Origin of the sequence: Methylobacterium nodulans ORS 2060 (assembly GCF_000022085.1) — a bacterium.
Classification (GTDB): domain Bacteria; phylum Pseudomonadota; class Alphaproteobacteria; order Rhizobiales; family Beijerinckiaceae; genus Methylobacterium; species Methylobacterium nodulans.
This window is the reverse complement of record NC_011894.1, coordinates 3,408,234-3,431,631: the sequence shown is the minus strand read 5'-3', so window position 1 is coordinate 3,431,631 and position 23,398 is coordinate 3,408,234. Positions and strand designations below refer to the sequence as shown.

At 70.2% G+C, this 23,398-nt stretch carries 23 protein-coding genes; 8 read left to right on the top strand and 15 right to left on the bottom strand.

The features are described from left to right. Nucleotides 1-104 precede the first annotated feature (104 nt). Nucleotides 105-347 carry a hypothetical protein gene (locus MNOD_RS15695; protein ID WP_015929908.1) on the bottom strand — a complete coding sequence of 81 codons (243 nt, stop codon included), beginning with the start codon at nucleotides 345-347 and terminating at the stop codon, nucleotides 105-107. Between the two features lie 221 nt (nucleotides 348-568). On the opposite strand from MNOD_RS15695, the gene MNOD_RS15690 reads away from it, so the two are divergent. After that, entirely contained in the window at nucleotides 569-1,426 is an 858-nt protein-coding gene (locus MNOD_RS15690; RefSeq protein ID WP_015929907.1) for an outer membrane protein, read from the top strand. Nucleotides 1,427-1,604: 178 nt separating this feature from the next. Here the strand turns inward: MNOD_RS15690 and gatB are convergent, their stop codons facing one another. The 6 genes from gatB to MNOD_RS15660 all read right to left on the bottom strand — a co-directional run bounded on the left by gatB (nucleotide 1,605) and on the right by MNOD_RS15660 (nucleotide 6,748). Beyond that, nucleotides 1,605-3,077, bottom strand: a complete 1,473-nt coding sequence (gatB, locus tag MNOD_RS15685) for an Asp-tRNA(Asn)/Glu-tRNA(Gln) amidotransferase subunit GatB (RefSeq protein WP_015929906.1) — start codon at nucleotides 3,075-3,077, stop codon at nucleotides 1,605-1,607. Between the two features lie 96 nt (nucleotides 3,078-3,173). Beyond that, nucleotides 3,174-3,473 (bottom strand): hypothetical protein, encoded by a 300-nt coding sequence (locus MNOD_RS15680; RefSeq protein WP_015929905.1) that lies wholly within the window; start codon nucleotides 3,471-3,473, stop codon nucleotides 3,174-3,176. Nucleotides 3,474-3,477: 4 nt separating this feature from the next. Continuing rightward, nucleotides 3,478-4,971 carry an Asp-tRNA(Asn)/Glu-tRNA(Gln) amidotransferase subunit GatA gene (gene gatA, locus MNOD_RS15675; protein WP_015929904.1) on the bottom strand — a complete coding sequence of 498 codons (1,494 nt, stop codon included), beginning with the start codon at nucleotides 4,969-4,971 and terminating at the stop codon, nucleotides 3,478-3,480. 39 nt (nucleotides 4,972-5,010) lie between these two features. Next, entirely contained in the window at nucleotides 5,011-5,298 is a 288-nt protein-coding gene (gatC, locus tag MNOD_RS15670; protein WP_015929903.1) for an Asp-tRNA(Asn)/Glu-tRNA(Gln) amidotransferase subunit GatC, read from the bottom strand. A 51-nt stretch (nucleotides 5,299-5,349) separates the two neighbouring features. Beyond that, entirely contained in the window at nucleotides 5,350-5,937 is a 588-nt protein-coding gene (locus MNOD_RS15665; protein WP_015929902.1) for a hypothetical protein, read from the bottom strand. Between the two features lie 100 nt (nucleotides 5,938-6,037). Continuing rightward, a complete protein-coding gene (locus tag MNOD_RS15660) occupies nucleotides 6,038-6,748 on the bottom strand; it encodes a metal-dependent hydrolase (protein ID WP_015929901.1) in 711 nt (236 codons plus the stop codon). 50 nt (nucleotides 6,749-6,798) lie between these two features. Here MNOD_RS15660 and ruvX point away from each other — a divergent pair, with 50 nt between their 5' ends. Further along, entirely contained in the window at nucleotides 6,799-7,290 is a 492-nt protein-coding gene (gene ruvX / locus MNOD_RS15655) for a Holliday junction resolvase RuvX (RefSeq protein WP_015929900.1), read from the top strand. Between the two features lie 99 nt (nucleotides 7,291-7,389). Here the strand turns inward: ruvX and dprA are convergent, their stop codons facing one another. The 4 genes from dprA to MNOD_RS15635 all read right to left on the bottom strand — a co-directional run bounded on the left by dprA (nucleotide 7,390) and on the right by MNOD_RS15635 (nucleotide 11,586). Continuing rightward, nucleotides 7,390-8,565, bottom strand: a complete 1,176-nt coding sequence (gene dprA / locus MNOD_RS15650; RefSeq protein ID WP_015929899.1) for a DNA-processing protein DprA — start codon at nucleotides 8,563-8,565, stop codon at nucleotides 7,390-7,392. Nucleotides 8,566-8,599: 34 nt separating this feature from the next. Then, the gene (gene plsY, locus MNOD_RS15645) at nucleotides 8,600-9,202 is read right to left on the bottom strand and encodes a glycerol-3-phosphate 1-O-acyltransferase PlsY (protein ID WP_015929898.1); all 603 of its coding nucleotides are present in this window, start codon (nucleotides 9,200-9,202) and stop codon (nucleotides 8,600-8,602) included. Beyond that, entirely contained in the window at nucleotides 9,202-10,503 is a 1,302-nt protein-coding gene (locus tag MNOD_RS15640; RefSeq protein ID WP_015929897.1) for a dihydroorotase, read from the bottom strand. The genes plsY and MNOD_RS15640 overlap by 1 nt, the downstream gene beginning before the upstream one ends. A 132-nt stretch (nucleotides 10,504-10,635) precedes the next feature. Then, nucleotides 10,636-11,586, bottom strand: a complete 951-nt coding sequence (locus MNOD_RS15635) for an aspartate carbamoyltransferase catalytic subunit (protein WP_015929896.1) — start codon at nucleotides 11,584-11,586, stop codon at nucleotides 10,636-10,638. Nucleotides 11,587-11,771: 185 nt separating this feature from the next. Here MNOD_RS15635 and topA point away from each other — a divergent pair, with 185 nt between their 5' ends. Then, on the top strand, nucleotides 11,772-14,438 hold the full coding sequence (topA, locus tag MNOD_RS15630; RefSeq protein WP_015929895.1) for a type I DNA topoisomerase: 2,667 nt from the start codon (nucleotides 11,772-11,774) through the stop codon (nucleotides 14,436-14,438). Nucleotides 14,439-14,547: 109 nt separating this feature from the next. Here topA and MNOD_RS15625 read toward each other — a convergent pair whose 3' ends face one another. Continuing rightward, a complete protein-coding gene (locus tag MNOD_RS15625) occupies nucleotides 14,548-14,736 on the bottom strand; it encodes a hypothetical protein (protein WP_015929894.1) in 189 nt (62 codons plus the stop codon). Nucleotides 14,737-14,995: 259 nt separating this feature from the next. Between MNOD_RS15625 and parE the strand changes: the two genes are divergently transcribed. From parE to MNOD_RS15595, 5 genes are all read left to right on the top strand, one after another. Beyond that, nucleotides 14,996-17,050, top strand: coding sequence for a DNA topoisomerase IV subunit B (gene parE / locus MNOD_RS15620; RefSeq protein ID WP_015929893.1), 2,055 nt, complete (start codon nucleotides 14,996-14,998; stop codon nucleotides 17,048-17,050). A gap of 803 nt (nucleotides 17,051-17,853) precedes the next feature. Then, nucleotides 17,854-19,011 carry a zinc-binding dehydrogenase gene (locus MNOD_RS15610; protein ID WP_015929892.1) on the top strand — a complete coding sequence of 386 codons (1,158 nt, stop codon included), beginning with the start codon at nucleotides 17,854-17,856 and terminating at the stop codon, nucleotides 19,009-19,011. Nucleotides 19,012-19,050: 39 nt separating this feature from the next. Then, nucleotides 19,051-19,455, top strand: coding sequence for a DUF2147 domain-containing protein (locus MNOD_RS15605; RefSeq protein ID WP_015929891.1), 405 nt, complete (start codon nucleotides 19,051-19,053; stop codon nucleotides 19,453-19,455). A gap of 260 nt (nucleotides 19,456-19,715) precedes the next feature. Continuing rightward, a complete protein-coding gene (locus tag MNOD_RS15600; protein ID WP_015929890.1) occupies nucleotides 19,716-19,937 on the top strand; it encodes a hypothetical protein in 222 nt (73 codons plus the stop codon). Next, nucleotides 19,934-20,509: a UbiX family flavin prenyltransferase gene (locus MNOD_RS15595; RefSeq protein WP_015929889.1), complete on the top strand. Its 576-nt coding sequence runs from the start codon at nucleotides 19,934-19,936 to the stop codon at nucleotides 20,507-20,509. Before MNOD_RS15600 ends, MNOD_RS15595 begins: the two co-directional genes overlap by 4 nt. A gap of 9 nt (nucleotides 20,510-20,518) precedes the next feature. Here MNOD_RS15595 and MNOD_RS15590 read toward each other — a convergent pair whose 3' ends face one another. From MNOD_RS15590 to MNOD_RS15580, 3 genes are all read right to left on the bottom strand, one after another. Next, entirely contained in the window at nucleotides 20,519-20,998 is a 480-nt protein-coding gene (locus MNOD_RS15590) for a TIGR02444 family protein (protein ID WP_015929888.1), read from the bottom strand. A gap of 103 nt (nucleotides 20,999-21,101) precedes the next feature. Next, nucleotides 21,102-22,451 (bottom strand): MFS transporter, encoded by a 1,350-nt coding sequence (locus MNOD_RS15585; protein WP_015929887.1) that lies wholly within the window; start codon nucleotides 22,449-22,451, stop codon nucleotides 21,102-21,104. Between the two features lie 128 nt (nucleotides 22,452-22,579). Beyond that, entirely contained in the window at nucleotides 22,580-23,371 is a 792-nt protein-coding gene (locus MNOD_RS15580; RefSeq protein WP_015929886.1) for an enoyl-CoA hydratase/isomerase family protein, read from the bottom strand. Nucleotides 23,372-23,398: the final 27 nt, after the last annotated feature.

Here is a 23,398-nt window from a genome sequence, read left to right as displayed (position 1 = left end):
CCTGCCATTGCTGCAGCGCGCGGGATCGCGCCGGCGGGTGCGACACGCCCGATGAGCGCGCGTTTGTCAAGTGGCTGCTTCGCCACACGTCCCTTTCGGTCGGCTCACCGGGCCCCGTGCGGGCCGCACGGGTCGAGCCGCAATTCCCCGGCACCGCCGAGGGCGCCCGTCGTCTCGGGGTCGGCGGCCCCGCGCAGCGCGGCGAAACCGGCCTGAAGGCGGCCCGGGCGGCTCTGCTCGGCCATGTAATGGGTCGCAGCGAGCGCCAGGACGGTGATCAGCGCCGCGAGCTTTCCCGTCCGCACCAGCAGAGCGCGTGTCGGGGCACGGTTCTCGTATTTCTGCATGGCAACCCGGCATTCGGTACATGGCTGGCAGCACGATCGGGAATCAAGGTTAATCCAGGGTAAGCGGCCTCAACTCCTTTGTTCGATTCGGCGGAACCGTGAGTTCATCTTTTGTTGACGGGTTCGGGGCTATTGAGCAGTCCTCGTTGCAGGAAAGCGACAGACCGGACGTGAGGCCGGGGATAGAAGCCGCGCCGGCTCTCGCCAACAGGACCATGACAATGAAGAAGATCCTCCTCTCCACGGTCGCCCTTGCGGGCCTCACCGCCGCCGCGTCGGCCGCGGATCTGCCGCGCCGTGTTGCGCCCCCGCCGGTGTTCACGCCGGTGCCGGTCTTCACCTGGACCGGGTTCTACGCCGGTTTCAACGCCGGCTACGGCTTCAGCACCAACGACAACAACACCCCGACGGTGCTCGGCGTCGGCCCGGCCACCGGCCTCGTCTTTGCCCCGACGGTGATCGCCTTCCAGAACCGCAACAACAATGACGGCTTCGTCGGCGGCGGTCAGGTCGGCTACAACTACCAGTTCACGCCCGGCTCGGGCGTGGTGATCGGTCTCGAGGCCGACGCCCAGTTCGCCGATTTCGGCCGCAACCGCAACCGCTTCCTGGCCACCGGCCCGATCGCCGCCCAGACGGTGTTCAACCCGGCCGGCATCTCCGGTCTCGACTGGTTCGGCACGGTGCGCGGCCGGCTCGGCTACGCCTTCGACCGCACCCTGGTCTACGCCACCGGCGGCTTCGCCTATGGCAGCGGCGGCGGCCGCGACTTCGGCCTGCCCAACCGCGACGACTTCCAGACCGGCTGGACCGCTGGCGGCGGTGTCGAGTACGCCCTGCCCACCGACTCGTTCCTGAACTTCTTCAAGTCGAACGCCGTGACGGTGAAGGTCGAAGGCCTGTACGTGAACCTGGAGCGCGAGCGGAACCGCAGCGGCGCCTTCGCGGTGAACAATGCCGGCACCCTCATCACGACGGCGAGCCCCGGCGTGGTGGTGGTCAGCGGCGCCAACCTGCGCCGCGACACTGAGTTCGCGGTGGTCCGCGCCGGCCTGAACTACAAGTTCGGCACCTACTAAGTCTGGGCCCCCCCGATCCCCAGCAGAAGCCCGGCCGAAAGGCCGGGCTTTTTCATATGGTTTCCGGGTGATCCGTTCGGAGACAAGAGGGTGCGGGAACCGCGCGATCCCCTCTCCCGTGCGGGAGAGGGGTTCCCCGCGCGTCCTCGTCTCGGAAGGGATCAACCGGAAGCCGTTATCACTCGATCCCGAGCTTCGCCTTCAGCAGGGCGTTCACGGCGGCCGGATTGGCCTTGCCGCCCGTCGCCTTCATGGTCTGGCCCACGAACCAGCCGAGCAAGGTCGGCTTGGCCTGGGCCTGGACCACCTTGTCCGGATTGGCCGCGATGATCTGATCGACCGCCGCCTCGATCGCTCCGGTATCCGTCACCTGCCTGAGGCCGCGGCTCTCCACGATGGCGCGCGGGTCGCCGCCCTCGCTCCAGACGATCTCGAACAGATCCTTGGCGATCTTGCCCGAGATAGTGCCGTCGGCGATGAGGTCGATGATCGCCCCGAGCTGCTCGGCCGATACGGGCGAGTCCTCGATGCCGTGCCCCTCCTTGTTGAGGCGGCCGAACAGCTCGTTGATGACCCAGTTCGCCGCAGCCTTGCCGTCGCGACCCCTGGCCACGGCCTCGAAGTAGTCGGCCGAGGCGCGTTCGGCCACCAGCACCGTCGCGTCATAGGCCGAGAGGCCGTACTCGGCGACGAAGCGGGCCTTCTTGGTGTCGGGCAGCTCCGGCAGCTCGGTCTTCAGCTCATCGATGAAGGCGTCATCGATCTCCAGCGGCAGCAGGTCCGGATCGGGGAAGTAGCGGTAGTCGTGCGCCTCCTCCTTGGAGCGCATCGAGCGCGTCTCGCCCTTGTTCGGGTCGAACAGGCGCGTCTCCTGCTCGATCACGCCGCCATCCTCCAGGATGGCGATCTGGCGGCGCGCCTCGGCCTCGATCGCCTGGCCGATGAAGCGGATCGAGTTGACGTTCTTGATCTCGCAGCGGGTGCCGAGGAACTCGCCGGGTCGCCGCACCGAGACGTTCACGTCGGCGCGCAGGTTGCCCTTCTCCATGTCGCCGTCGCAGGTGCCGAGATAGCGCAGGATGGTGCGCAGCTTCGTGACGTAGGCCTTGGCCTCCTCGGCGGAGCGCAGGTCGGGCTTCGAGACGATCTCCATCAGCGCCACGCCCGACCGGTTGAGGTCGACGAAGCTCAAGGATGGGTGCTGGTCGTGCAGCGACTTGCCGGCATCCTGCTCCAGGTGCAGGCGCTCGATGCCGACCCGGATCGTCTCGCCCTCCGGGAGATCCACCAGCACCTCGCCCTCGCCGACGATCGGGCTCTTGTACTGGCTGATCTGGTAGCCCTGGGGCAGGTCCGGGTAGAAGTAGTTCTTGCGGTCGAACACCGAGCGGTGATTGATCTGCGCCTTCAGCCCGAGGCCGGTGCGCACGGCCTGCGCCACGCATTCCCGGTTGATCACGGGCAGCATGCCCGGCATGGCGGCGTCGACCAGCGACACATTGTCGTTCGGCTCCGCGCCGAAGGCCGTCGAGGCGCCCGAGAACAGCTTCGAGCGGCTCGTCACCTGGGCGTGGATCTCCATGCCGATGACCACCTCCCAGTCGCCCAAGGCGCCCTTGATCAGCTTCTTGGGGTTCACGGGAGCGTTCATGGCGTGGGGTCTCCGGAAGGGCTGGGATGCGCGTCCCGCGTGGAGAGGGGGGCTCGGGTGCCTAGTAGGGAGCGGCGGACGGGCCGGTCAAGCGCGTCAGGGGCGGGGCGCGATCACGCGCCGCGCACCGTAGCCGAGGAGGGCCCAGAGGAAGGCGGCAGCGGTGCGCACGGGGAAGAAGGTCGGCAGGTCGTGGCCGATCGGCGCCGGCCAGGGCAGGCCGATGCCCGTCAGGATCCACGAGGCCAGGACCGAGACCGCGAGCGCCGCGATGGCGACGATGGAGACCTTTCCGAGCTGGTCCGCCTTCCAGCCGAGGACGAGCGCGACCGCGATCAGGATCGGGTCGAGGCCCGCCATCAGCCAGACGGAGGGCGGATAATACGGGACGCTCACCCGGTCACGCCCACCAGCGCGGCGGCAGCACGGTCCGGCCGGCCGCCTCCTCGATGACCTGCCCCGCCGCGAACAGCGTCTCCTCGTCGAAGGGACGGCCGATGAGCTGGAGACCGAGCGGCAGGCCCTGCGCATCGAGCCCCGCCGGCACGGCGATGCCGGGCAGTCCCGCCATGTTCACCGTCACGGTGAAGACGTCGTTCAGGTACATCTCGACCGGATCGGCGTTCTGCTTCTCGCCGATGCCGAACGCCGCCGAGGGGGTCGCAGGCGTGAGGATGGCGTCGACGCCGTTCGCATACACGGCCTCGAAGTCGCGCTTGATCAGCGTGCGGATCTTCTGGGCGCGCACGTAATAGGCGTCGTAGTAGCCCGCCGAGAGCACGTAGGTACCGATCATGATGCGCCGCTTCACCTCGCGGCCGAATCCGGCCGCGCGGGTCTGCTCGTACATGCCGACGATGTCCTTGGCCGGCACGCGCAGCCCGTAGCGCACGCCGTCGTAGCGGGCGAGGTTCGAGGAGGCCTCCGCCGGGGCGACGATGTAATAGGCCGGCAGGGCGTATTGGGTGTGCGGCAGCGAGACCTCGACGATGGTGGCGCCCGCCGCCTTCAGCCACTCGGCGCCCTGGTGCCAGAGGCGCTCGATCTCGGCCGGCATCCCGTCGACGCGGTATTCCTTCGGGATGCCGATGGTCAGGCCCTTCACGCCGCGCCCGACCGCCTTCTCGTAATCCGGCACCGGGCGGTCGACGCAGGTCGTGTCCTTCGGGTCGTGCCCGGCCATGGAGGTGAGGAGGATCGCCGTGTCGCGCACCGTGCGGGCGATCGGGCCGGCCTGATCGAGGGAGGATGCGAAGGCGACGATGCCCCAGCGCGAGCAGCGCCCGTAGGTCGGCTTGATGCCGACCGTGCCGGTGAAGGCCGCGGGCTGGCGGATCGATCCGCCGGTATCGGTGGCCGTCGCACCGAGGCAGAGCCGGGCCGCGACCGCCGCCGCCGAGCCGCCCGAGGAGCCGCCCGGCACCAAGGGCGCGTCCGAATCCCGGCGGCGCCAGGGCGAGATTACCGGGCCGTAGGCGCTGGTTTCGTTCGACGAGCCCATCGCGAACTCGTCGAGGTTGAGCTTGCCCAGCATCACGGCGCCGTCGCGCCAGAGATTGTGGCTGACGGTCGACTCGTAGTGCGGCCGGAAGCCTTCGAGGATCTTCGAGCCCGCCGTGGTCGGCACGTCGTGGGTGCAGAACAGGTCCTTGATGCCGAGCGGCAGCCCTTCGAGGGGGCGCGCCTCGCCGGCGGCGATCTTCCGGTCCGCCACCTCCGCCATGGCGAGCGCCCGCTCGGGCGTCTCGATCAGGTAGGCGTTGAGCTTGCGCGCCTGCGCCACCGCGTCGAGATGCGCCTGCGTGATCTCACGGGCGGAAAAGGATTTCTGACGAAGACCGTCGCGGGCCTCCGCGAGGGTGAGTTCGGTCAGGTCTGCCGGTGTCGTGCTCAAATCGAAAGTTCCTCGCCGCCCCGGGGCGCCGCCGTCGGCCTACTCGACGACCTTCGGCACCAGGAAATAGTTGTCCTCGGTCAGCGGTGCGTTGAAGACGATGTCGCGGGCATAGCCGCCATCGGTCACCGCGTCCTCGCGCTGCTTCATCGCCATCGGGGTGACCGAGGTCATCGGCTCGACGCCGGACACGTCGACCGCGCCGAGCTGCTCGACGAAGGCCAGGATGGCGTTGAGCTCGTCCTGGAGCGGCGGCACCTCCGCGTCGCTCACCGCGATGCGCGCCAGATGCGCGATGCGCCGAACCGTCTGCGCGTCGACCGACATGAAACCCCGCTTCGCGTGGAGAGTCCGGCCTCGCGGGCCGTCCGCCGCGCGCTATAGCACCGGCTTTCGCGCAGCCGCAACGGCGAGCCGGACCGCGGTCGCTCCGCTGGCCCTGCGGGTCTCCAGCAAGGCGATCCGGTGACCGTCGCGGCCCGCATCCTCGATCAGGATGGCGGGAGGCCGGAATTCCTGGCGCGCCCGCGCCGTCCCGGCCACCAGCACCTCGGCGGCGAGCGCCAGCATGAGCTTGTGGCGCAGCGGCATCGCTCTGCGGCGGGGTGCCGGGGGCAGCGTGATCCGGGGCCGTCCCGCCCGGATCGGATGCGGGCGTGGCCGCGCGGGCGCAGGCCGGCCGACCGGCACGAAGGCGCGGGCCGAAATACGCTCCCGCCCGGCCGGGGCGGCGGCCCGGTTCGGGAGACGCGGTGCTGCGGCCCGGGCCCGTCCGATCGTCACGATGGCGGCGTGCGGAACCCGCGAACGGCGCCTCGGCATGCGGGCCTGCCCGGGAAAGCTGCCGCCCGCGCGGGGGAGGGGACCCCGCAGCGGCTCCTGGCTGCCGTCGAGATCGATCGTCAGCCGGGCGCTGCCCCTGCAGGCGCCCGACGGCAGCGTGGTCGCGAGGGAGAAGGGGAGCACGGGCGGACTTGGCTCCGGTGGGCCGCAGGTTAACGCAGAGTTAATGCTGCCCGCCCGCCCGCGCCATATCAACCTCGCCTTAACCCTAACCGCCCGGCGCTCACGGGATCGTCACCGCCGTGCCCTTGTGCGGAACGACGACCTGGATCCCGCTGCCGTCGAGGGCGGACACGAAGGCATCGGCGCTCGGGGCGATGATCGGGAAGGAGCCGTAATGGCAGGGGATCACCGCCTTCGGCGCGAAGAACTTCCGCACGGCCAGCGCCGCCGTCTCGGCGCCCATGGTGAAGCGGTCGCCGATCGGCACCATCAGCACGTCGGGGCGGTAGATCTCCTGGATCAGCGCCATGTCGCCGAAGATGTCGGTGTCGCCCATATGGTAGACGGTCGGCTCGCCCGCGGCGCGGACGATGATGCCGTTCGGCAGGCCGAGCGGCACGGTGACGCCCGCCTCGCTCATCCCGGCCGAATGGTCGGCGTGCACGAGGGTGACCCGGAACGCGCCCTGGTCCGTCGTCCCGCCCGTGTTCATCGGGTCGAAATTCGTCAGGCCCTTCGAGGCGAGCCACATGCAGAGGTCGTAATTCGTGACCACCTTGGCGCCGGTCTCGCCCGCGACCGCAAGCGTGTCGCCCACGTGATCGCCGTGGCCATGCGTGATGAGGATGTGGGTTGCGCCCTCGACCGCGCTCGCCCGCGCGGCATCGCCGCCCTCGAAGGCGGGGTTGCCGGTGAAGAAGGGATCGATCAGGACGTGGCTCGCCCCGAAATCGAGGCGGAAGGCCGAGTGGCCGAACCAGGTGATGCGCATGAGGAGGTCTCCCGGATGGACGCCACGTACTTAAAGCCTGGCGCGCGCCCGTGAACCGGGAGAGTTTCGCGCGCTTCGCGGAATCCTCGCGTGCCGGCGGCGCGCGCCTGCTCGGGCTCGATCTCGGCACGAAGACCATCGGGCTTGCCCTCTCGGATGTCGGGCGGCGCATCGCCTCGCCGCTGGAGACGATCAGGCGGGTCAAGTTCACGCCGGATGCGCAGAAGCTCGCGGGAATCGCCCGGCAGCACGGCGTCGGCGGGCTGGTGATCGGCCTTCCCCTCAACATGGACGGCAGCGAGGGGCCGCGGGCGCAATCGACCCGCGCCTTCGTGCGCAATCTCGCGCCGATCCTGCCCCTGCCCGTGCTGCTCTTCGACGAGCGCCTCTCCACCGCCGCCGTGACCCGCACGCTCCTCGAAGCCGATGCGTCGCGGGCCCGCCGCGGCGATCTCGTGGACAAGCTCGCCGCCGCCTACATCCTGCAGGGCTGCCTCGACGTCCTGGCGGGTCTCGCGCCACCCGACGCGGTGGAGGATTAGAGTATGTCCAGGAGAAGTGGACACCGGTTCTCCGTCCGGACATACGAAAAATCAAAGACTTAGAGTCTGTCAGGCGCTTCCATGAGTGCCTGACAGACTCTAGCGCAGCGACACCGTGCCGCCTCCGTGGCGCGCGACGAGCCCGTCCAGTTCGAGTTCGAGCAGCAATCCCTGGACGGCGCGGGCCGGCAGGCCGGCCTGCCGGGCGAGGGCATCGATCGCGACCGGCGCGGGGCCGAGGAGCGCGAGCAGGCGAGCGCGGTCGCTCCCGGGGATGGGGGCCTCCGCCTCCTCGAAGCCGAGCGGCACCGGCGCGGGAGCGGCGCCGTCGCCGAAGAAGTCGGTCTCGTCCCAGTAGAGGGCTGGCTCGGCAGGCCGCTCGCCGTCCTCCGCCTCCCTAAGCTCATCGCGGCCGGCGACGAGCGGCGCCAGGACGGCGATGACATGCTCGGGGGCGGCGCAGAGCGTGGCGCCCTGCCGGATCAGGTCGTTGGTGCCCTCCGCCCGGGGATCGAGGGGCGAGCCCGGCACGGCGAAGACCTCGCGGCCCTGTTCGAGGGCGAAGCGGGCGGTGATGAGCGAGCCGGAGCGGCGCGCCGCCTCGACCACGACGGTGCCGAGGGACAGCCCCGAGATGATCCGGTTGCGGCGGGGGAAATCGCGCCCGCGCGGCTCCCAGCCGAGGGGCATCTCGGCCACGATGGCCCCGCCATGGTCGAGGATGCGGGCGGCGAGGGGCTCGTGCTCGGCCGGATAGATCCGGTCGTGGCCGCCGGCCAGCACCGCGACCGTTCCGGAGTCGAGCGCCGCCGCATGCGCGCGGGCATCGATGCCGCGGGCGAGGCCGGAGACGACGACGAGCCCCTCGGCCCCGAGCGCATGCGCGAGCCGCTCGGTGAAGGTCAGGCCGGCGGCCGAGGCGTTGCGGGAGCCCACGACGGCGATGCAGGGGCGCCGGAGGGAGGCGGCATCGCCCCTGAGGGCAATCAGCGGCGGGGCGTCGTCGGTCGCCTGGAGCGGCGCCGGATATTCGTCCTCGCCCATCGCGACGAAGCGCACGCCGATCCGCGCGGCGGCCGCGATCTCGCGCTCTCCTTGAGCCTTGGTCATGACCTTGACGGCCTTGCCCCGCGCGCGGGCGAGGTCCGGCAGGGCCTCCAGGGCTGCGCCCGCCCCGCCGAAGCGGTTCACGAGGCCGCGGAAGGTGCGCGGGCCAACGCCCTCCGAGCGAATCAGCCGCAGCCAGTCGAGGCGCTGCGCGTCGGTCAGCTGCACGTGAGGCTCCCCTGCGGCAGGGCAGGGGATCGTCTCAACCCTTCTGCCCGATGCGCCCTTCGGTGCCGTCCATCAGGCGCCGGATATTGGGCATGTGCTTCCACCATAGCAGCAGGGCGAGCACGACGAACAGCAGGGCGGCGCGGGTCTCGCCCATTGCCCAGAGCAAGGCCGGGGTCGCGGCGCTCGCCGCGAGAGCCGCGGCGGAGGAGTAGCGCAGCAGGAATGCGAGGCCAAGCCAGATCGCCGCGAAGGCGAGGACGGCGAGCGGGGCCAGGGCCAGGAGCACGCCGAGGAAGGTCGCGACCCCCTTTCCGCCCTTGAAGCCGAGCCAGACCGGGAAGAGGTGGCCGAGGAAGGCTCCGAGCCCGGCGGCGAGCGCGGCCTCCGGCGCTCCGAAGCGGCCCACGATCAGCACGGCGGCGGTGCCCTTGAGGGCATCGCCCACAAGGGTCGCGGCCGCGAGGCCCTTGCGGCCGGTGCGCAGCACGTTGGTGGCGCCGATATTGCCCGATCCGATCGACCGCACGTCGCCGAGCCCGGCGGAGCGGGTGAGGATGAGCCCGAAGGGGATCGAGCCGAGGAGATAGCCGAGGCCGAGGGCGGCGAGCAGGAACGGCCAGCTCTGCGCGTCCATCAGCGGCCCGCCTCGAACCGGTAGGCGATGCGGCCACCGACCAGGGTGAGGAGAGCGCGGCCCTGGAGCCGCGCCTCGTCGAAGGGCGAGTTCTTGGAGCGGGACTTCAGCAGGCGCTTGTCGAGGATGTAGGGCTCGTCGGGATCGAACAGGACGAGGTCGGCCGGCGCGCCCTTGGCGAGCCGCCCGCCCTCGCGGCCGAGGAGCCGCGCCGGCTCGGCCGACAGGGCGGCGAGGAGGCGCGGCAGGGCGATGTCGCCGGCATGCACGAGGCGCAAGGAAGCGGCGAGCAGCGTCTCGATGCCGAGCGCCCCGTCCGCCGCCTCCGCGAAGGGCAGGCGCTTCGTCTCCACGTCCTGCGGGTTGTGGTCCGAGACGACGACGTCGATGACGCCCTCGTTCAGGGCCGCGACCACCGCCTTGCGGTCCTCCTCGGTACGCAAGGGGGGCGAGAGCTTGCAGAAGGTGCGGTAGTGGCCGATGTCGTTCTCGTTCAGCACCAGGTTGTTGATCGAGACGCCGCAGGTGACGGGCAGCCCCGCCTCCTTGGCCCGCCGCACGATCTCGACCGAATCGGCGCAGGAGATCATGGCGGCGTGGTAGCGGGCGCGGGTCAGGCGCACGAGGCGCAGGTCGCGTTCCAGCAGGATCGTCTCGGCCTCGCGCGGGATGCCGTGCAGCCCGAGCCGCGAGGCCATCTCGCCCTCGTTCATCACCCCGTCGCCGACGAGATCGGGCTCCTCGACATGCTGCATCAGCAGCGCGCCGAAATCGCGGGCATAGGTGAGGGCCCGGCGCATCACCTGGGCGTTGGTGACCGCGCGCAGGCCGTCCGTGAAGGCGACGGCGCCCGCCTCCGACAGGAGCCCGAACTCCGTCATCTCGCGCCCGGCGAGATGCTTGGTGATGGCGGCGGCCGGCAGCACGTGCACGCTGGCGGTGTCGCGGGCGCGGCGCAGCACGAAGTCCACGATGGCCGGCTCGTCGATCACCGGGTTGGTGTCGGGCATGCAGACCAGCGTGGTGACGCCGCCCGCCGCGGCCGCCGCGCTCGCGCTCGCGAGCGTCTCGCGGTGCTCGGCCCCGGGCTCGCCCACGAAGGCGCGCAGGTCGGTGAGGCCCGGCGCCAGGACATGCCCGCCGCCGTCGATGATCTCGGCGTCCTCCGGCGCGGGCGGGGACGCGCCCCACTGGAGGTCCGCAATGCGGCCGTCGCGGATGAGGAGGGCGCCTACCTTGTCCTGCCCGGAGACGGGATCCAGGAGGCGCGCATTGGCGATGACAAGAGGGCGTGCGGTCATGGCATCCCGTGGACTGGCGCCCGAGAGGCTCGGCGCTGAGGCCAGCTGAAGCGGACGGCCGGCACCGGCCGTCACCCATTCGGAAGCGTTTGGCAGATGACGCGGTGCCGGGACAAGCCTCGTTACGGCGTCTCAGGCGTTCGGCAGGTGCATCGCCAGCGCCTCCAGCACCGCCATGCGCACCGCCACGCCCATCTCCACCTGTTCCTTGATCAGCGACTGCGCCCCGTCCGCGACCTCGGACGAGATCTCGACGCCCCGGTTCATGGGGCCCGGATGCATCACGAGCGCGTCGGGCTTGGCGAGCCTCAGCTTCTCGCCGTCGAGGCCGAAATAGCGGAAATACTCTTTCACGGAGGGCACGAAGGAGCCGTTCATGCGCTCGCGCTGAAGGCGCAGCATCATGACGATGTCGGAGTCGCGCAGGCCCGCCCGCATGTCGGTGAAGACCTCGACGCCCATGCGCTCGATGCCCGGCGGCAGCAGCGTCGAGGGGCCGATGACCCGCACCCGGGCACCGAGCGCCTGGAGCAGGATGATGTTCGAGCGCGCCACCCGCGAATGCAGGACGTCGCCGCAGATCGCCACCTGGAGCCCCTCGATCCGGCCCTTGTTGCGGCGGATGGTGAGCGCGTCGAGGAGGGCCTGGGTCGGGTGCTCGTGGGCGCCATCGCCCGCATTCACCACCGCGCAATCGACCTTGCGGGCCAGGAGATGCACGGCGCCCGCCTGATGGTGGCGCACCACGATGATGTCGGGCCGCATGGCGTTCAGCGTCGCGGCGGTGTCGATCAGCGTCTCGCCCTTCTTCACCGACGAGGAGGCGACCGACATGTTCATCACGTCGGCCCCGAGCCGCTTGCCCGCGAGCTCGAAGGAGGATTGGGTGCGGGTCGAGGGCTCGAAGAACAGGTTGATCTGCGTGCGGCCGCGCAGCGTCGTGCGCTTCTTCTCCACCTGCCGGCTGATCTCGACGGCCTCGTCGGCGCGGTCGAGCAGCGCGGCGATGTCGAGGGGCGTCAGGCCCTCGATGCCGAGCAGGTGGCGGTGCGGGAAGCCCGGGCGGGTCGGCTGGGTGCTCATGCTGAGCCCCGGCTATAGGAGCAGGGCGAGAGGCCCGCAAGCAGGGCAGGCCCCCCGTTCCGGGCATTTGACAACGGCTCCGCGTTCACCCACTTGTCGGGCTTGAGGCGCCTCCCCTTAGCGCCGTGCGTCCGCCACATCGAGACAAGACCGCAGCGGTCTGCTTGGGAAGAGGCAAGCCGTTCATGAAAGTCGTCGTCGTCGAGTCGCCCGCCAAGGCCAAGACGATCAACAAGTATCTCGGCCACGGCTACGAGGTTCTGGCCTCCTTCGGGCATGTGCGCGACCTGCCCGCCAAGGACGGCTCGGTCGATCCCGAGCAGGACTTCAAGATGCTCTGGGAGCTGGAGGACCGCGGCGCGAAGCGGGTCTCGGAGATCGCCAGGGCGGTCAAGGGCGCCGACAAGCTGATCCTCGCCACCGACCCCGACCGCGAGGGCGAGGCGATCTCCTGGCACGTGCTGGAGGCGCTGCAGGCCAAGCGGGTGCTCAAGGACGTGTCCGTCGAGCGCGTGACCTTCAACGCCATCACCAAGGACGCGGTCCAGACGGCGATGGCCCAGCCCAGGCAGATCGACCAGGCGCTGGTGGATGCCTATCTGGCCCGCCGGGCTCTCGACTACCTCGTCGGCTTCAACCTCTCGCCGGTGCTGTGGCGCAAGCTGCCGGGCGCGCGCTCGGCGGGCCGGGTGCAATCGGTGGCCCTGCGCCTCGTCTGCGACCGCGAGGCGGAGATCGAGGCGTTCAGGCCGCGCGAATTCTGGTCGCTCGTCGCCACGCTCGCCACCGCCAGGGGCGCTGTGTTCGATGCGCGGCTCGTCGGCGCCGACGGCAAGCGCATCCAGCGCCTCGATATCGGCACGGCCGAGGAGGCGGAGGCGTTCCGGCGCGACCTCGAACTCGCCACCTTCACGGTGGGAAACGTCGAGGCGAAGCCCGCCAGGCGCCACCCGCAGCCGCCCTTCACCACCTCGACCCTGCAGCAGGAGGCCTCCCGCAAGCTCGGGCTCGCCCCGGCCCAGACCATGCGCATCGCCCAGCGCCTCTACGAGGGCGTCGAGATCGGCGGCGAGACGGTCGGCCTGATCACCTACATGCGGACGGACGGCGTCGACATGGCGCCGGAGGCGATCCAGGACGCGCGCCGCGTCATCGGGGCCGAGTTCGGGGATGCCTACGTGCCCGCCGCGCCCCGCAGCTACAGCGTCAAGGCGAAGAACGCCCAGGAGGCCCACGAGGCCGTGCGCCCGACCGATCTCGGCCGCCTGCCCAAGGAGGTCGCCCGCTTCCTCGAACCCGAGCAGGCCCGGCTCTACGAGCTGATCTGGATCCGCACCGTCGCGAGCCAGATGGAATCGGCCGAGCTCGAGCGCACCACGGTCGACATCGCCGCGCAGGTCGGCCCGCGCCGCCTCGACCTGCGCGCCACCGGGCAGGTGGTGAAGTTCGACGGCTTCCTCACCCTCTACCAGGAGGGCAAGGACGACGAGGAGGACGAGGAATCCCGCCGCCTGCCGTCCATGGCGGCGGGCGAGGCCTTGCGGCGCGAGCGCATCGCCGCGACCCAGCACTTCACGGAGCCGCCGCCGCGCTACTCGGAGGCGAGCCTCGTGAAGCGGATGGAGGAACTCGGCATCGGCCGTCCCTCCACCTACGCCGCCGTGCTGCAGGTGCTGCGCGACCGCGAATACGTGCGCCTGGACAAGAAGCGGCTCGTGCCGGAGGACAAGGGGCGCCTCGTCACCGGCTTCCTGGAGAGCTTCTTCCGGCGCTACGTCGAGTACGACTTCACGGCCGACCTGGAGGAGCAGCTCGACCGGATCTCGAACGCCGAGATCGACTGGCGCGCCGTGCTGCGCGACTTCTGGCGCGACTTCTCGGCGGCGATCGCCGGCACCAAGGAGTTGCGCACCGCGGAGGTGCTGGAGGCGCTCAACCAGCTCCTCGGGCCGCATATCTTCCCGCCGCGTGCGGACGGCGCGAACCCGCGCGCCTGCCCGAACTGCGCGAGCGGGACGCTCTCGCTCAAGCTCGGCAAGTTCGGCGCCTTCGTCGGCTGCTCGAACTACCCGGAATGCAAGTACACCCGGCAGCTCTCGGCCGCGGGAGTCGAGGGCGAGGGGGACGGGAGTTCCGGCGAGGGCGGCCAGCCCGGCCAGCGCGTCCTTGGCGAGGACCCGGCAACGGGCCTGCCCGTGACCCTGCGCGAGGGCCGCTTCGGCCCCTTCGTGCAGCTCGGCGAGGCCTCGGCCGAGAAGGGCGCCGAGAAGCCCAAGCGCTCCTCGCTGCCGCGCGGCCTCTCGCCCGCCGAGGTGTCGCTGGAGACGGCGCTGAAGCTCCTCGCCCTGCCGCGGGAAGTGGCGCGGCACCCCGAGACCGGCGAGCCGATCCTGGTCAATCTCGGCCGCTTCGGTCCCTACGTGCAGCACGGGAAGACCTACGCCAACCTGGGCAAGGGCGACGATCTCCTGGAGATCGGCGCGAACCGGGCGATCGACCTGATCGTCGCCAAGGAGCAGGGGGGCGGGCGGCCGGCGGCCGATCCGGGCCGCGTCCTCGGCAACGATCCCGAGAGCGGGCGCGCGGTCACCGTGAAGGCCGGACGCTACGGGCCCTACGTGACGGATGGCGAGGTGAACGCGACCCTGCCGAAGGGCGCCGACCGCGACGCAATCACGCTCGATGAGGCGCTCAGGCTGATCGCGGCCCGGCGCGAGGCCGGCGGGGGCACCAAGAAGAAGGCGACGACCCGCACGCGCAAGTCCGAGACCGCCGCGAAGCCGGCCGGGAAGGCCACCAAGAAGGCGCCCACCAAGGCGAGCGCGGCCAAGAAGAAGGCAGCCGCCGAATAGAGCATTTTCCGACGAAGCGGATGCCGGCTCGTCGCAGACAATGCGGCACAATCAAAGAGCGAGAGCAGGATCCGTTCCACCATGAACGGATCCTGCTCTAGCCCGGGCGTCAGAGCGCCCAGGCGAGCGTGGCGGCGAGGGCGACCGCCACGGCGGCCCCCGTCGCCGTGGTGGCGAAGCGGCGGGCTGAAAGGTGGGAGACCATCACCGCCTCGTCGAGACAGCCGAAGGCCTGACCGGCGGCGCGCTCGGCGCGCGCAAGGGCGATATGACGCGCATGGCGGGTGGCGACGGTCATCGGCTGGCAACCTCTCGACGGGACCGGGAAGCGTAGCCGTAACGCGTCGATGCCCGGATTGTTCCCGGGGGAGGGGTGCGGAGTGAAGCAATCTTAACGTAACCTGTTTACGAACCCGCGACGGGCTGGGCGCGTGCCGCATGCTCCCACTCCGCCGCGGATCCGTGTTTGGACCCTTTCTGTTTCCGGTTTGTTCCGGTATAGGGAGAGGATGAGTGCGAATGCTGCCAGAGCCGTCCCCCCATCGCGAGGCCGTCGCGTGAACGACGCCGCGCGGGATCTGTTCGGTCCGGGCGCCAAGCCGGCGCCCGTCGACCCCATCGCCGGGCCGAAGCGCCCGAAGCCCGTGGCCGTGCCGCAGCCGGAGCCGACCCCGGAGGCGGGCTACGACGCATCGGCGATCGAGGTGCTGGAAGGGCTGGAGCCGGTCCGGCGCCGGCCCGGCATGTATATCGGCGGCACCGACGAGAAGGCGCTGCACCACCTCTTCGCGGAGGTGATCGACAACGCCATGGACGAGGCGGTGGCGGGCCATGCGAGCTTCATCGAGGTGGAACTCGCGGAGGGCGGGATCCTCACCGTGACCGACAACGGCCGCGGCATCCCGGTGGACCCGCATCCGAAATTTCCGGGCAAGTCGGCCCTCGAAGTGATCATGACCACGCTGCATGCGGGCGGCAAGTTCGACTCGAAGGTCTACGAGACCTCGGGCGGGCTTCACGGCGTCGGCGTCTCGGTGGTGAACGCGCTCTCCGACCTCCTGGAGGTCGAGGTCGCCCGCAAGCAGATCCTCTACCGCCAGACCTTCTCGCGGGGCCTGCCCCAGGGCGGGCTGGAGCAGGTCGGCCCGGTGCAGAACCGGCGCGGCACCAAGGTGCGCTTCCATCCCGATCCGCAGATCTTCGGCGCCCTGACCTTCGAGCCGCGGCGCCTGTTCAAGATGGCCCGCTCGAAGGCCTATCTGTTCGGTGGGGTCGAGATCCGCTGGCGCTGCGCCCCGGCGCTGCTGGAGGGCGTCGCGAACGTCCCGGCCGAGGCCGTGCACCGCTTCCCGGCGGGCCTGAAGGATTATCTGGCGCGGGAGATCGACGGCAAGGAACTCGTCACGGACGGGCTCTTCACCGGCAAGATCACGAAGCCCGGCAGCCACGGCTCGCTCGAATGGGCAGTGGCGTGGCTTGCCAACGACGACGGCTTCTCCTCCTCCTATTGCAACACCGTGCCCACGCCCGAGGGCGGCACGCACGAGAGCGGCCTGCGCATCGCGCTGTTGCGGGGCCTGCGCGACCACGCCGAGCGCGTGGGGCAGGTGAAGCGCATGCAGGCGGTCACGACCGACGACGTGATGGCGACCTGCGCCGCCATGCTGTCGGTCTTCATCCGCGAGCCCGAGTTCCAGGGTCAGACCAAGGACAAGCTCGCGACCCTCGAAGCCTCGCGCATCGTCGAGGCGGCGGTGCGCGACGCCTTCGACCACTGGCTCGCGGCCTCCCCGACACAGGCGAACCGCCTGCTCGACTGGGTCATCGACCGGGCCGAGGAGCGGCTGCGCCGCCGCCAGGAGAAGGAGGTCGCCCGCAAGACCGCGACCCGCAAGCTGCGCCTGCCGGGCAAGCTCGCCGATTGCTCGAAGGCCGGGGCGGCGGGCTCCGAGATCTTCATCGTCGAGGGCGACTCGGCCGGCGGCTCCGCCAAGCAGGCGCGCGACCGCGCCACCCAGGCGGTGCTGCCGCTGCGCGGCAAGATCCTCAACGTGGCCTCCGCCAGCCGCGACAAGCTCGGGGCGAACCAGCTCCTCTCGGATCTGACCCAGGCGCTCGGCTGCGGCACCGGCGCCCATTACCGCGAGGACGACCTTCGCTACGAGAAGGTCATCATCATGACGGACGCCGACGTCGACGGCGCCCATATCGCCTCGCTGCTCATCACCTTCTTCTACCGGCAGATGCCGCGGCTGATCGAGAAGGGGCACCTCTACCTCGCGGTGCCGCCGCTCTACCGGCTGACCCAGGGCTCGAAGAGCGCCTATGCGCGTGACGACCGCCACAAGGAGCAGCTCATCAAGACCGTGTTCAAGAACGGCAAGGTCGAGATCGGGCGCTTCAAGGGCCTCGGCGAGATGATGCCGGGACAGCTCAAGGAGACCACGATGGATCCGGCGAAGCGCACGCTCCTGCGCGTCGCCGTCCTGGAGGAGGCGCGCGAGGCCACGGGCGACACGGTGGAGCGCCTGATGGGCAACAAGCCGGAGGCGCGCTTCGCCTTCATCTCCGAGCGCGCAGCCTTCGCGGACGAGGCGGAGCTCGATATCTGATCCCAACGGTCCAGGATGCCGATGCGTCCTTCGGGCCGTGGGTGTGAGTTCGCCAGCGGCTGCGTCGACGCTGGCGGATAAACCTGAGGCGGCCGCGCGGGCGTCCCTCCTCAGTCCCGCAAGACGGTCGTGGAGGCCAGAACGATCCTTATGCTGAGGCGCTGGCGATCAAAGATCGCACAGGCGATCGAAGATCGCTCAGCCTCGAAGCACCCCGGACCGGTGCTCCCGATCACCCGGAGCTTGGACGAGCGGTCAGGCGTGCTTCGAGGGCCGGCTGCCGCCAGCCACCTCAGCATGAGGGCCGTTCTGGCCTCCACGACCGTCTTGCGGGACTGATAGGGACGGGTCTTGACTTCGTTCGGTGCCGGCCAAACCGACCCTGACGACGGATGAAGCGCCAAATGCGCCCTGCGTCGTCCCGAACCCAAACGACAGATAGTCTCAGAAGGCAAAGCGGAAGCGGCTGAGGTGGGGCATCTCTGTCTGTGAGCCGCACGTACATGACGTGGCCTCGAGCCCCGGGGGCCGCTTCCACCCTGTCATCCGCGAAGAACCGCTACGCACCGGACCGGACGCCTTCCGGCGCGATCAACGCGGCATGTTTCGTCGGTGGCGTCATGCCTCCCTCCGCGTGGTGCGCTCCGGCTGCTCGTTCGTACTGCTGGTCCCTGGCGGCCGGAGCAGGTGAAACGTGATCCTCCGATCGAGGAAGGTCAAGGGAGATTCGGCGGCGAATCGGCTGCTACCATCGGCCTGCGGGCGGCTCGACCCGTCCCGCTTCCGACCTGGAGGAGACGCCGATGCAAAAGCCCGAGATCAGGGTCGCGACCTTCGCCGGACCCGGCGCCGCGCCGGAGATCCGCACCGTCCCCTGGCCCGCCGTGCCGCGCCGGGCCGCGCTCATCAAGATCGGCGCCTGCGGGGTCTGCGGCACGGACCAGCACATCCTGAAGGGCCATTGGCCGAAGCCCTTGCCGTGGCCCTTCACCCTCGGCCACGAGATCGGCGGCGTCATCGTGGAGAAGGGCGACGACTTCACCGCCGACTTCATGGACAAGCCGCTCGCCGTCGGCTCGAAGGTGATGATCCCGCCGCTGATGCCCTGCGGGCACTGCTACTACTGCGTCCATTACCCGGAGCAGGCCAACAAGTGCCTGACGCCGGTCTATTACGGGCGCTATCTCGGCTTCGACAAGGCGCCGCACCTGTGGGGCGGCTTTGCCGAATACGTCTATGTCGATCTCGACATGCTGCCCGGCACCAAGGTGTACAAGCTGCCGGACGACATGAACCTGCGGCTCGGGGCGCTGGCCGAGCCGCTCACTTCGTGCATCCGCGCCTTCAACCGCGCCGTGAAGGCGGGCGGGTTCAGGTGGGGCGATACGGTGGTCATCCAGGGATCCGGGCCGATCGGCATCCTGGCCGTTGCGGCAGCCCAGGAGATGGGGGCGGGCCGCGTCGTCTGCGTCGGCGCGCCGGAGGAGCCGCGGCTTGCCTTGGCACGCAGGTTCGGCGCCGAGGCCACGGTGGACATCTCGGCGGTGACGACGCCCGAGGCGCGCATCGCGCGCGTGCGCGAGATCGTCGGCGGCTTCGGGGCCGACCTCGTGATGGACTGCTCGGGGCATCCGTCCGCAGGGCCGGAGGGGATCGAGTTCCTGCGCGACGGCGGGACTTACGTGGAAATGGGGCAGTTCACGGATGCGGGCTCGATCGAGACCTCCTGGCACCGCATCTGCGCCAAGGATCTCACGGTGCTGGGCTCCTGGGCCTTCACGGGCAATGACTTGCCGCTCGGCGTCGACATGCTCTATCGGGCACGCGCGAAGTATCCCTGGCTGGAGATGCAGACCCTGTATCCCTTCACCCGGGACGGCGTCAGCGCCGCCGTGGCGGACGCCATGGCGATGCGGACCGTCAAATCCACCATCGTGCCCTTCCCCGATCTCGTCGCGTGAGGCCGCGACCGCTTCCCCCACCTCATCCGGAGACGCCCCTTGCACCGTGTGATGATCGCCCTTCTGGCCCTGACGATGCCGGCGCTCGCCGAGCCGAAGCTCGACCCCAGCGGCACCTGGCTCACCCCGGGGGGCGACGCCCATATCCGCATCTCCCGCTGCGGCGGGGGCTATTGCGGCACCGTCGCCAAGATCCTGACCGGCGAAACCCGGGACGTGAACAATCCCGACCCGGCCTTGCGCGGGCGCAGCCTCGTCGGCGTTGCCCTGTCGAGCGACATGCATCCGACCCTGGAGGGCTGGGAGGGCTCGCTGTACAATTTCCGCGACGGGAAGACCTATACGGGCAAGCTCGCGATGAAGAGCCAGAACGCCCTTGAACTTGCCGGTTGCGTCCTCGGCGGGCTGATCTGCAAGCGGCAGGTGTGGTCGCGGGTGAATTGAGGCGAGAGGATGTCCAGGAGAAGCTGGCGCCTCTTCTCCGTCCGGACATCCGGCCCATCAAGGATCGAGAGCCTGTCCGGCGCTTCGAGACGCGCCGGACAGGCTCTCGAGGCCGCCTCGCGCGTGACGTCCCGCTGATCGAAGCCATCATCCATCCTTATTCGACAGGCCCGATCGCCCACCCCTAGGATCGCCGCCAAATCCGACCGCTGATCGCGGGGCGGCCGCGAAGGCGGGAAGAGCAGATCGAGGGATCGTCCATGGACGCGGCGGCACGCCATCGGATCGACGGGGAGGCCCATTCCCCGGAGGCGGGCAGCATCGCTCCGGTGAGCGGCGCGCGCGCCGGCCGGATCGCGCCGGGCGGCCCGCTGATCGGCCGGGCCCGCCGCGACGCAGTGGCGGCGCGGGTGGAGGCCGGCTTCACGGAACCGAGGCACGTCGGCGAAGTGCCCGGCCTGATCGAGGGACGTCTGTCGTGAGCCGCAACCTGCCCCTCGTGGTCGGCATCTCGGGGGCCTCGGGCGTGATCTACGGCATTCGCCTGCTGGAGATCCTGCGCGACCTCGGGATCCCGGCCCATCTGGTGATGTCGCGCTCGGCCGAGGTGACCCTGGCGCACGAGACGGACCTCAAGGTCACGGAGGTTCGCGCGCTCGCCGCCAGGACCTACGCGCAGGCCGATATCGGCGCGGCGATCTCCTCGGGCTCGTTCCGGACCCGCGGCATGATCGTGGCACCCTGTTCGATGCGCAGCATGGCGGAGATCGCCACCGGCGTGACCTCCGGACTGCTGACGCGGGCCGCGGACGTGGTGCTGAAGGAGCGCCGCCGCCTGGTGCTGATGGTGCGCGAGACGCCCCTGCATACCGGCCACCTGCGCACCATGACGACCCTGTCCGAGATGGGGGCGATCATCGCGCCGCCCGTGCCGGCCTTCTACGCGCGGCCGGACAGCATTGCCGAGATGATCGACCACACGCTCGGCCGGGTCCTCGACCTGTTCGAGATCGAGTCCGGCATCGTCCGGCGCTGGCGCGACGCCGAGGCTTGAGGGTGGGGCTCAGAGCCCCGCGAAGGCCCCAAGCAGGGCATCGGACGCCGCCCTCGGCAACGGACGGCCCAGATGCAGGGCGTAGAGATCGAGATGGCGCCGGGCCGACGCCAGCGGGTCCAGCGGGGGCCCGGCCCGGGGCGCGCCCGCCGACAGGGCGGCCAGGGCAAGGCGCTCCGCCTCGATCTCCACAGCCTTGATCCTGTCGCGGAACGCCTCCGTCCCCGTGCCCGCAAGCAGCGGCGTCTTGGTGGCGCGGCGCACCCGCCGCAGAGGCTCGACCACGGCGGCGCGCCAGGCCGCGACGGCGTCGTCCGCTGCCCGGACCGCCCCGGCATCGAGAGATCGGTTCGTGGCGGCGCACCAGATCAGGTAGAGCAGGATGGTCACGTCGGCTCCCGCCTCGTCCTGCAGGGTGAGGCAGGCGGGCGCGGCGCCCGGCCGGCCATAGAGGTCGAGGGAGAAGGTCCAGAGCGGATCCTCGGACATCGGCTCAATTCCTTCCCGAGAAAAGCGGTGTCCGGCGCTGCGGAGTTCGCATCGCCGGACACGATGGTGCCGAGGGCCGGATCCGGAGTGGATCTCGGACCGCTCAGAAGCGGTCGAGGTTGCCCCGGGTCTCCGGCGTGAGGAGGGCACCGGCCAGGTACACGAGGGTCACGGCGGTGGTGAAGATCGCGAGCATCATCGGGATCTGGCTCGGGCCGTCGACCGCCAGCGACACCAGAGTCGGCAGCATGCCGCCGAGGGCGAAGCCGACATTCCAGGTCAGGCCGGTGCCGGTGGCGCGCAGGGCCGTCGGGAACTTCTCGTTGAGGAAGATCAGCAGCGGGCCGTAGCTCGCATTGGCGATGAAGGAGAGGAGCAGGGCGTAGACCGTGATCAGGGCGAGGTCCGTCGTCCCCGCCATGGCCAGGAACAGCGCCGGGAAGGCCACGAGCCGGACCGCGCCCATGATCAGGAAGGTGCGCTTGCGTCCGATGCGCTGGCTCAGCTCGCCCAGCGCGCAGGCGCCGAAGGCGGCGGCGATGTTGGCGCCGATGAGCATCATCGAGGCGTTCGCGTTCGGCACCCCGTTCACGAGCTTGAGGAAGGTCGGCAGGTAACCCAAGGTCAGGTAATAGGCTGCGCCGCCGCCGAACGAGACCAGGACCGCGACCACGAAGGCGCGCAGGTGCTCGGCCGAGAACAGGGCGCGGACCGGCGAGGCCACGACCGGCGCGCCGGCGCGGCGGGCCGCCTTGTCGGCCTGGAGCTGCCGGAAGATCGGCGATTCCTCAAGGTTGCGGAACAGGATCAGGCCGATGACCGAAGTCAGGAGGCCCGAGAAGAACATCGCGCGCCAGCCCCACGACGCGAAGGCGTCGCCGGGCGCCAGGAGGGAGACCACATAGAAGACCAGCGAGGCGAGCAGCCCGCCGATCGCGGCGCCGCCGCCGCCGACCGCGCCCGACATCAGGCCGCGCCAGCGCTCGGGCACGGATTCGGTCCCGATCGTGTGCGAGGCCGCGACCACGCCCCCGACGAAGATGCCCTGAATCAGCCGGAAGGCCAGGAAGATCGCGGTCGCGAGCCAGCCGATCTGCCCGACGGTCGGCAGGAGCCCGAAGGCCGCCGTCGAGAGGCCGACGCCCATCACTGCGATCATGAGGGCGCGCCGCCTGCCCAGCCGGTCGGCGTAGGAGCCGAACAGGGCCGAGCCCAGGGGCCGGATCAGCAGCGTGACGGCGAAGGAGGCGTAGGCGCCGGCGAGCGACAGCATCGGCTTGTCGGCGGGAAAGAACAGGGCGCCGACGACCGGCGCGACGTAGAGCAGGATGAAGAGGTCGAACAGGTCGAGGCCCCAGCCGAACAGCGAGGCCATGGCGGCGGTGGCGGTCTGACGGGTCGTGGGTCTGGGCAGAGCCGCCTCTTGGGCCGGCATCGTCGTCGCGGCGTTCATGGGTTTCCTCCTCTGGGCATGCGTCATGGTTCACGCCGCCTCGCCGGTCGCGTGTTCGGGGTCCGCCCCGCCGGTCTTGTGCCGGCCGGAGCGGGAATAGGCGGGTGCGGCTCTACGAGCGTGCGGCTCTACGAGCCGCGGAAGGTCGGCTTGCGCTTCGCGTGGAAGGCTTCGACGCCCTCGCGGAAATCATCCGACTGGCGCAGGCGGCTGTAGCAGTGGCCTTCGAGCTCGATGGCGATCGAGAGGGTCGCATCCTCGGTGTCGTTGAGGAGCTTCTTGGCCGTCCGCTGGGCGATGGGCGAGAAGGCGCGCAACTCCTCGACCAGGGCGTCGACCGCGGCTTCGAGCTCGCCGTCCGGGACGCATTCGGTGGCGATGCCCCAGTCCAGCGCCTGCCGGCCGGGGATGCGCTTGGAGCGCATCACGATGTCCTTGGTGCGGGTGATGCCGACGATCTTCTGCAGGCGGGCCGAGCCGCCCGAGCCCGGGATCTGGCCGAGCTTCTGCTCGGGCAGCGCGTATTGGCAGGTCTCCGAGACGATGCGGAAGTCGCAGGCGAGCGAGATCTCGAACCCGACCCCGAAGGTGTAGCCGCGATTGGCGGCGATCACCGGCTTGCTGCAGCGGGCCGGGGCGGCGATGTTCCAGGCAAGCTTGGAGACGTGCTCGGGCGAGGCTTCGAGGAAGCCCTTGATGTAGCCGCCCGAGGAGAAGTGCTCGCCTTCCGCGCGCAGCACGATGACACGCACGCGGTCGTCCTCGTCGAGGGCCTCGAACACCTTCCGGATCTCGTCGCGCTGGGGCATCGAGATCACGTTCATGGGCGGCCGGGCGAGAATGACGTCGGCGCGCTCGCGGGCGGGGTCGATCTCGACCCGGAAGCCGTCGAGGTTGGTCAGGCGGGGATCGCTTGTCATGGCGGCACTCTCTCGGTGAGGGGGGAA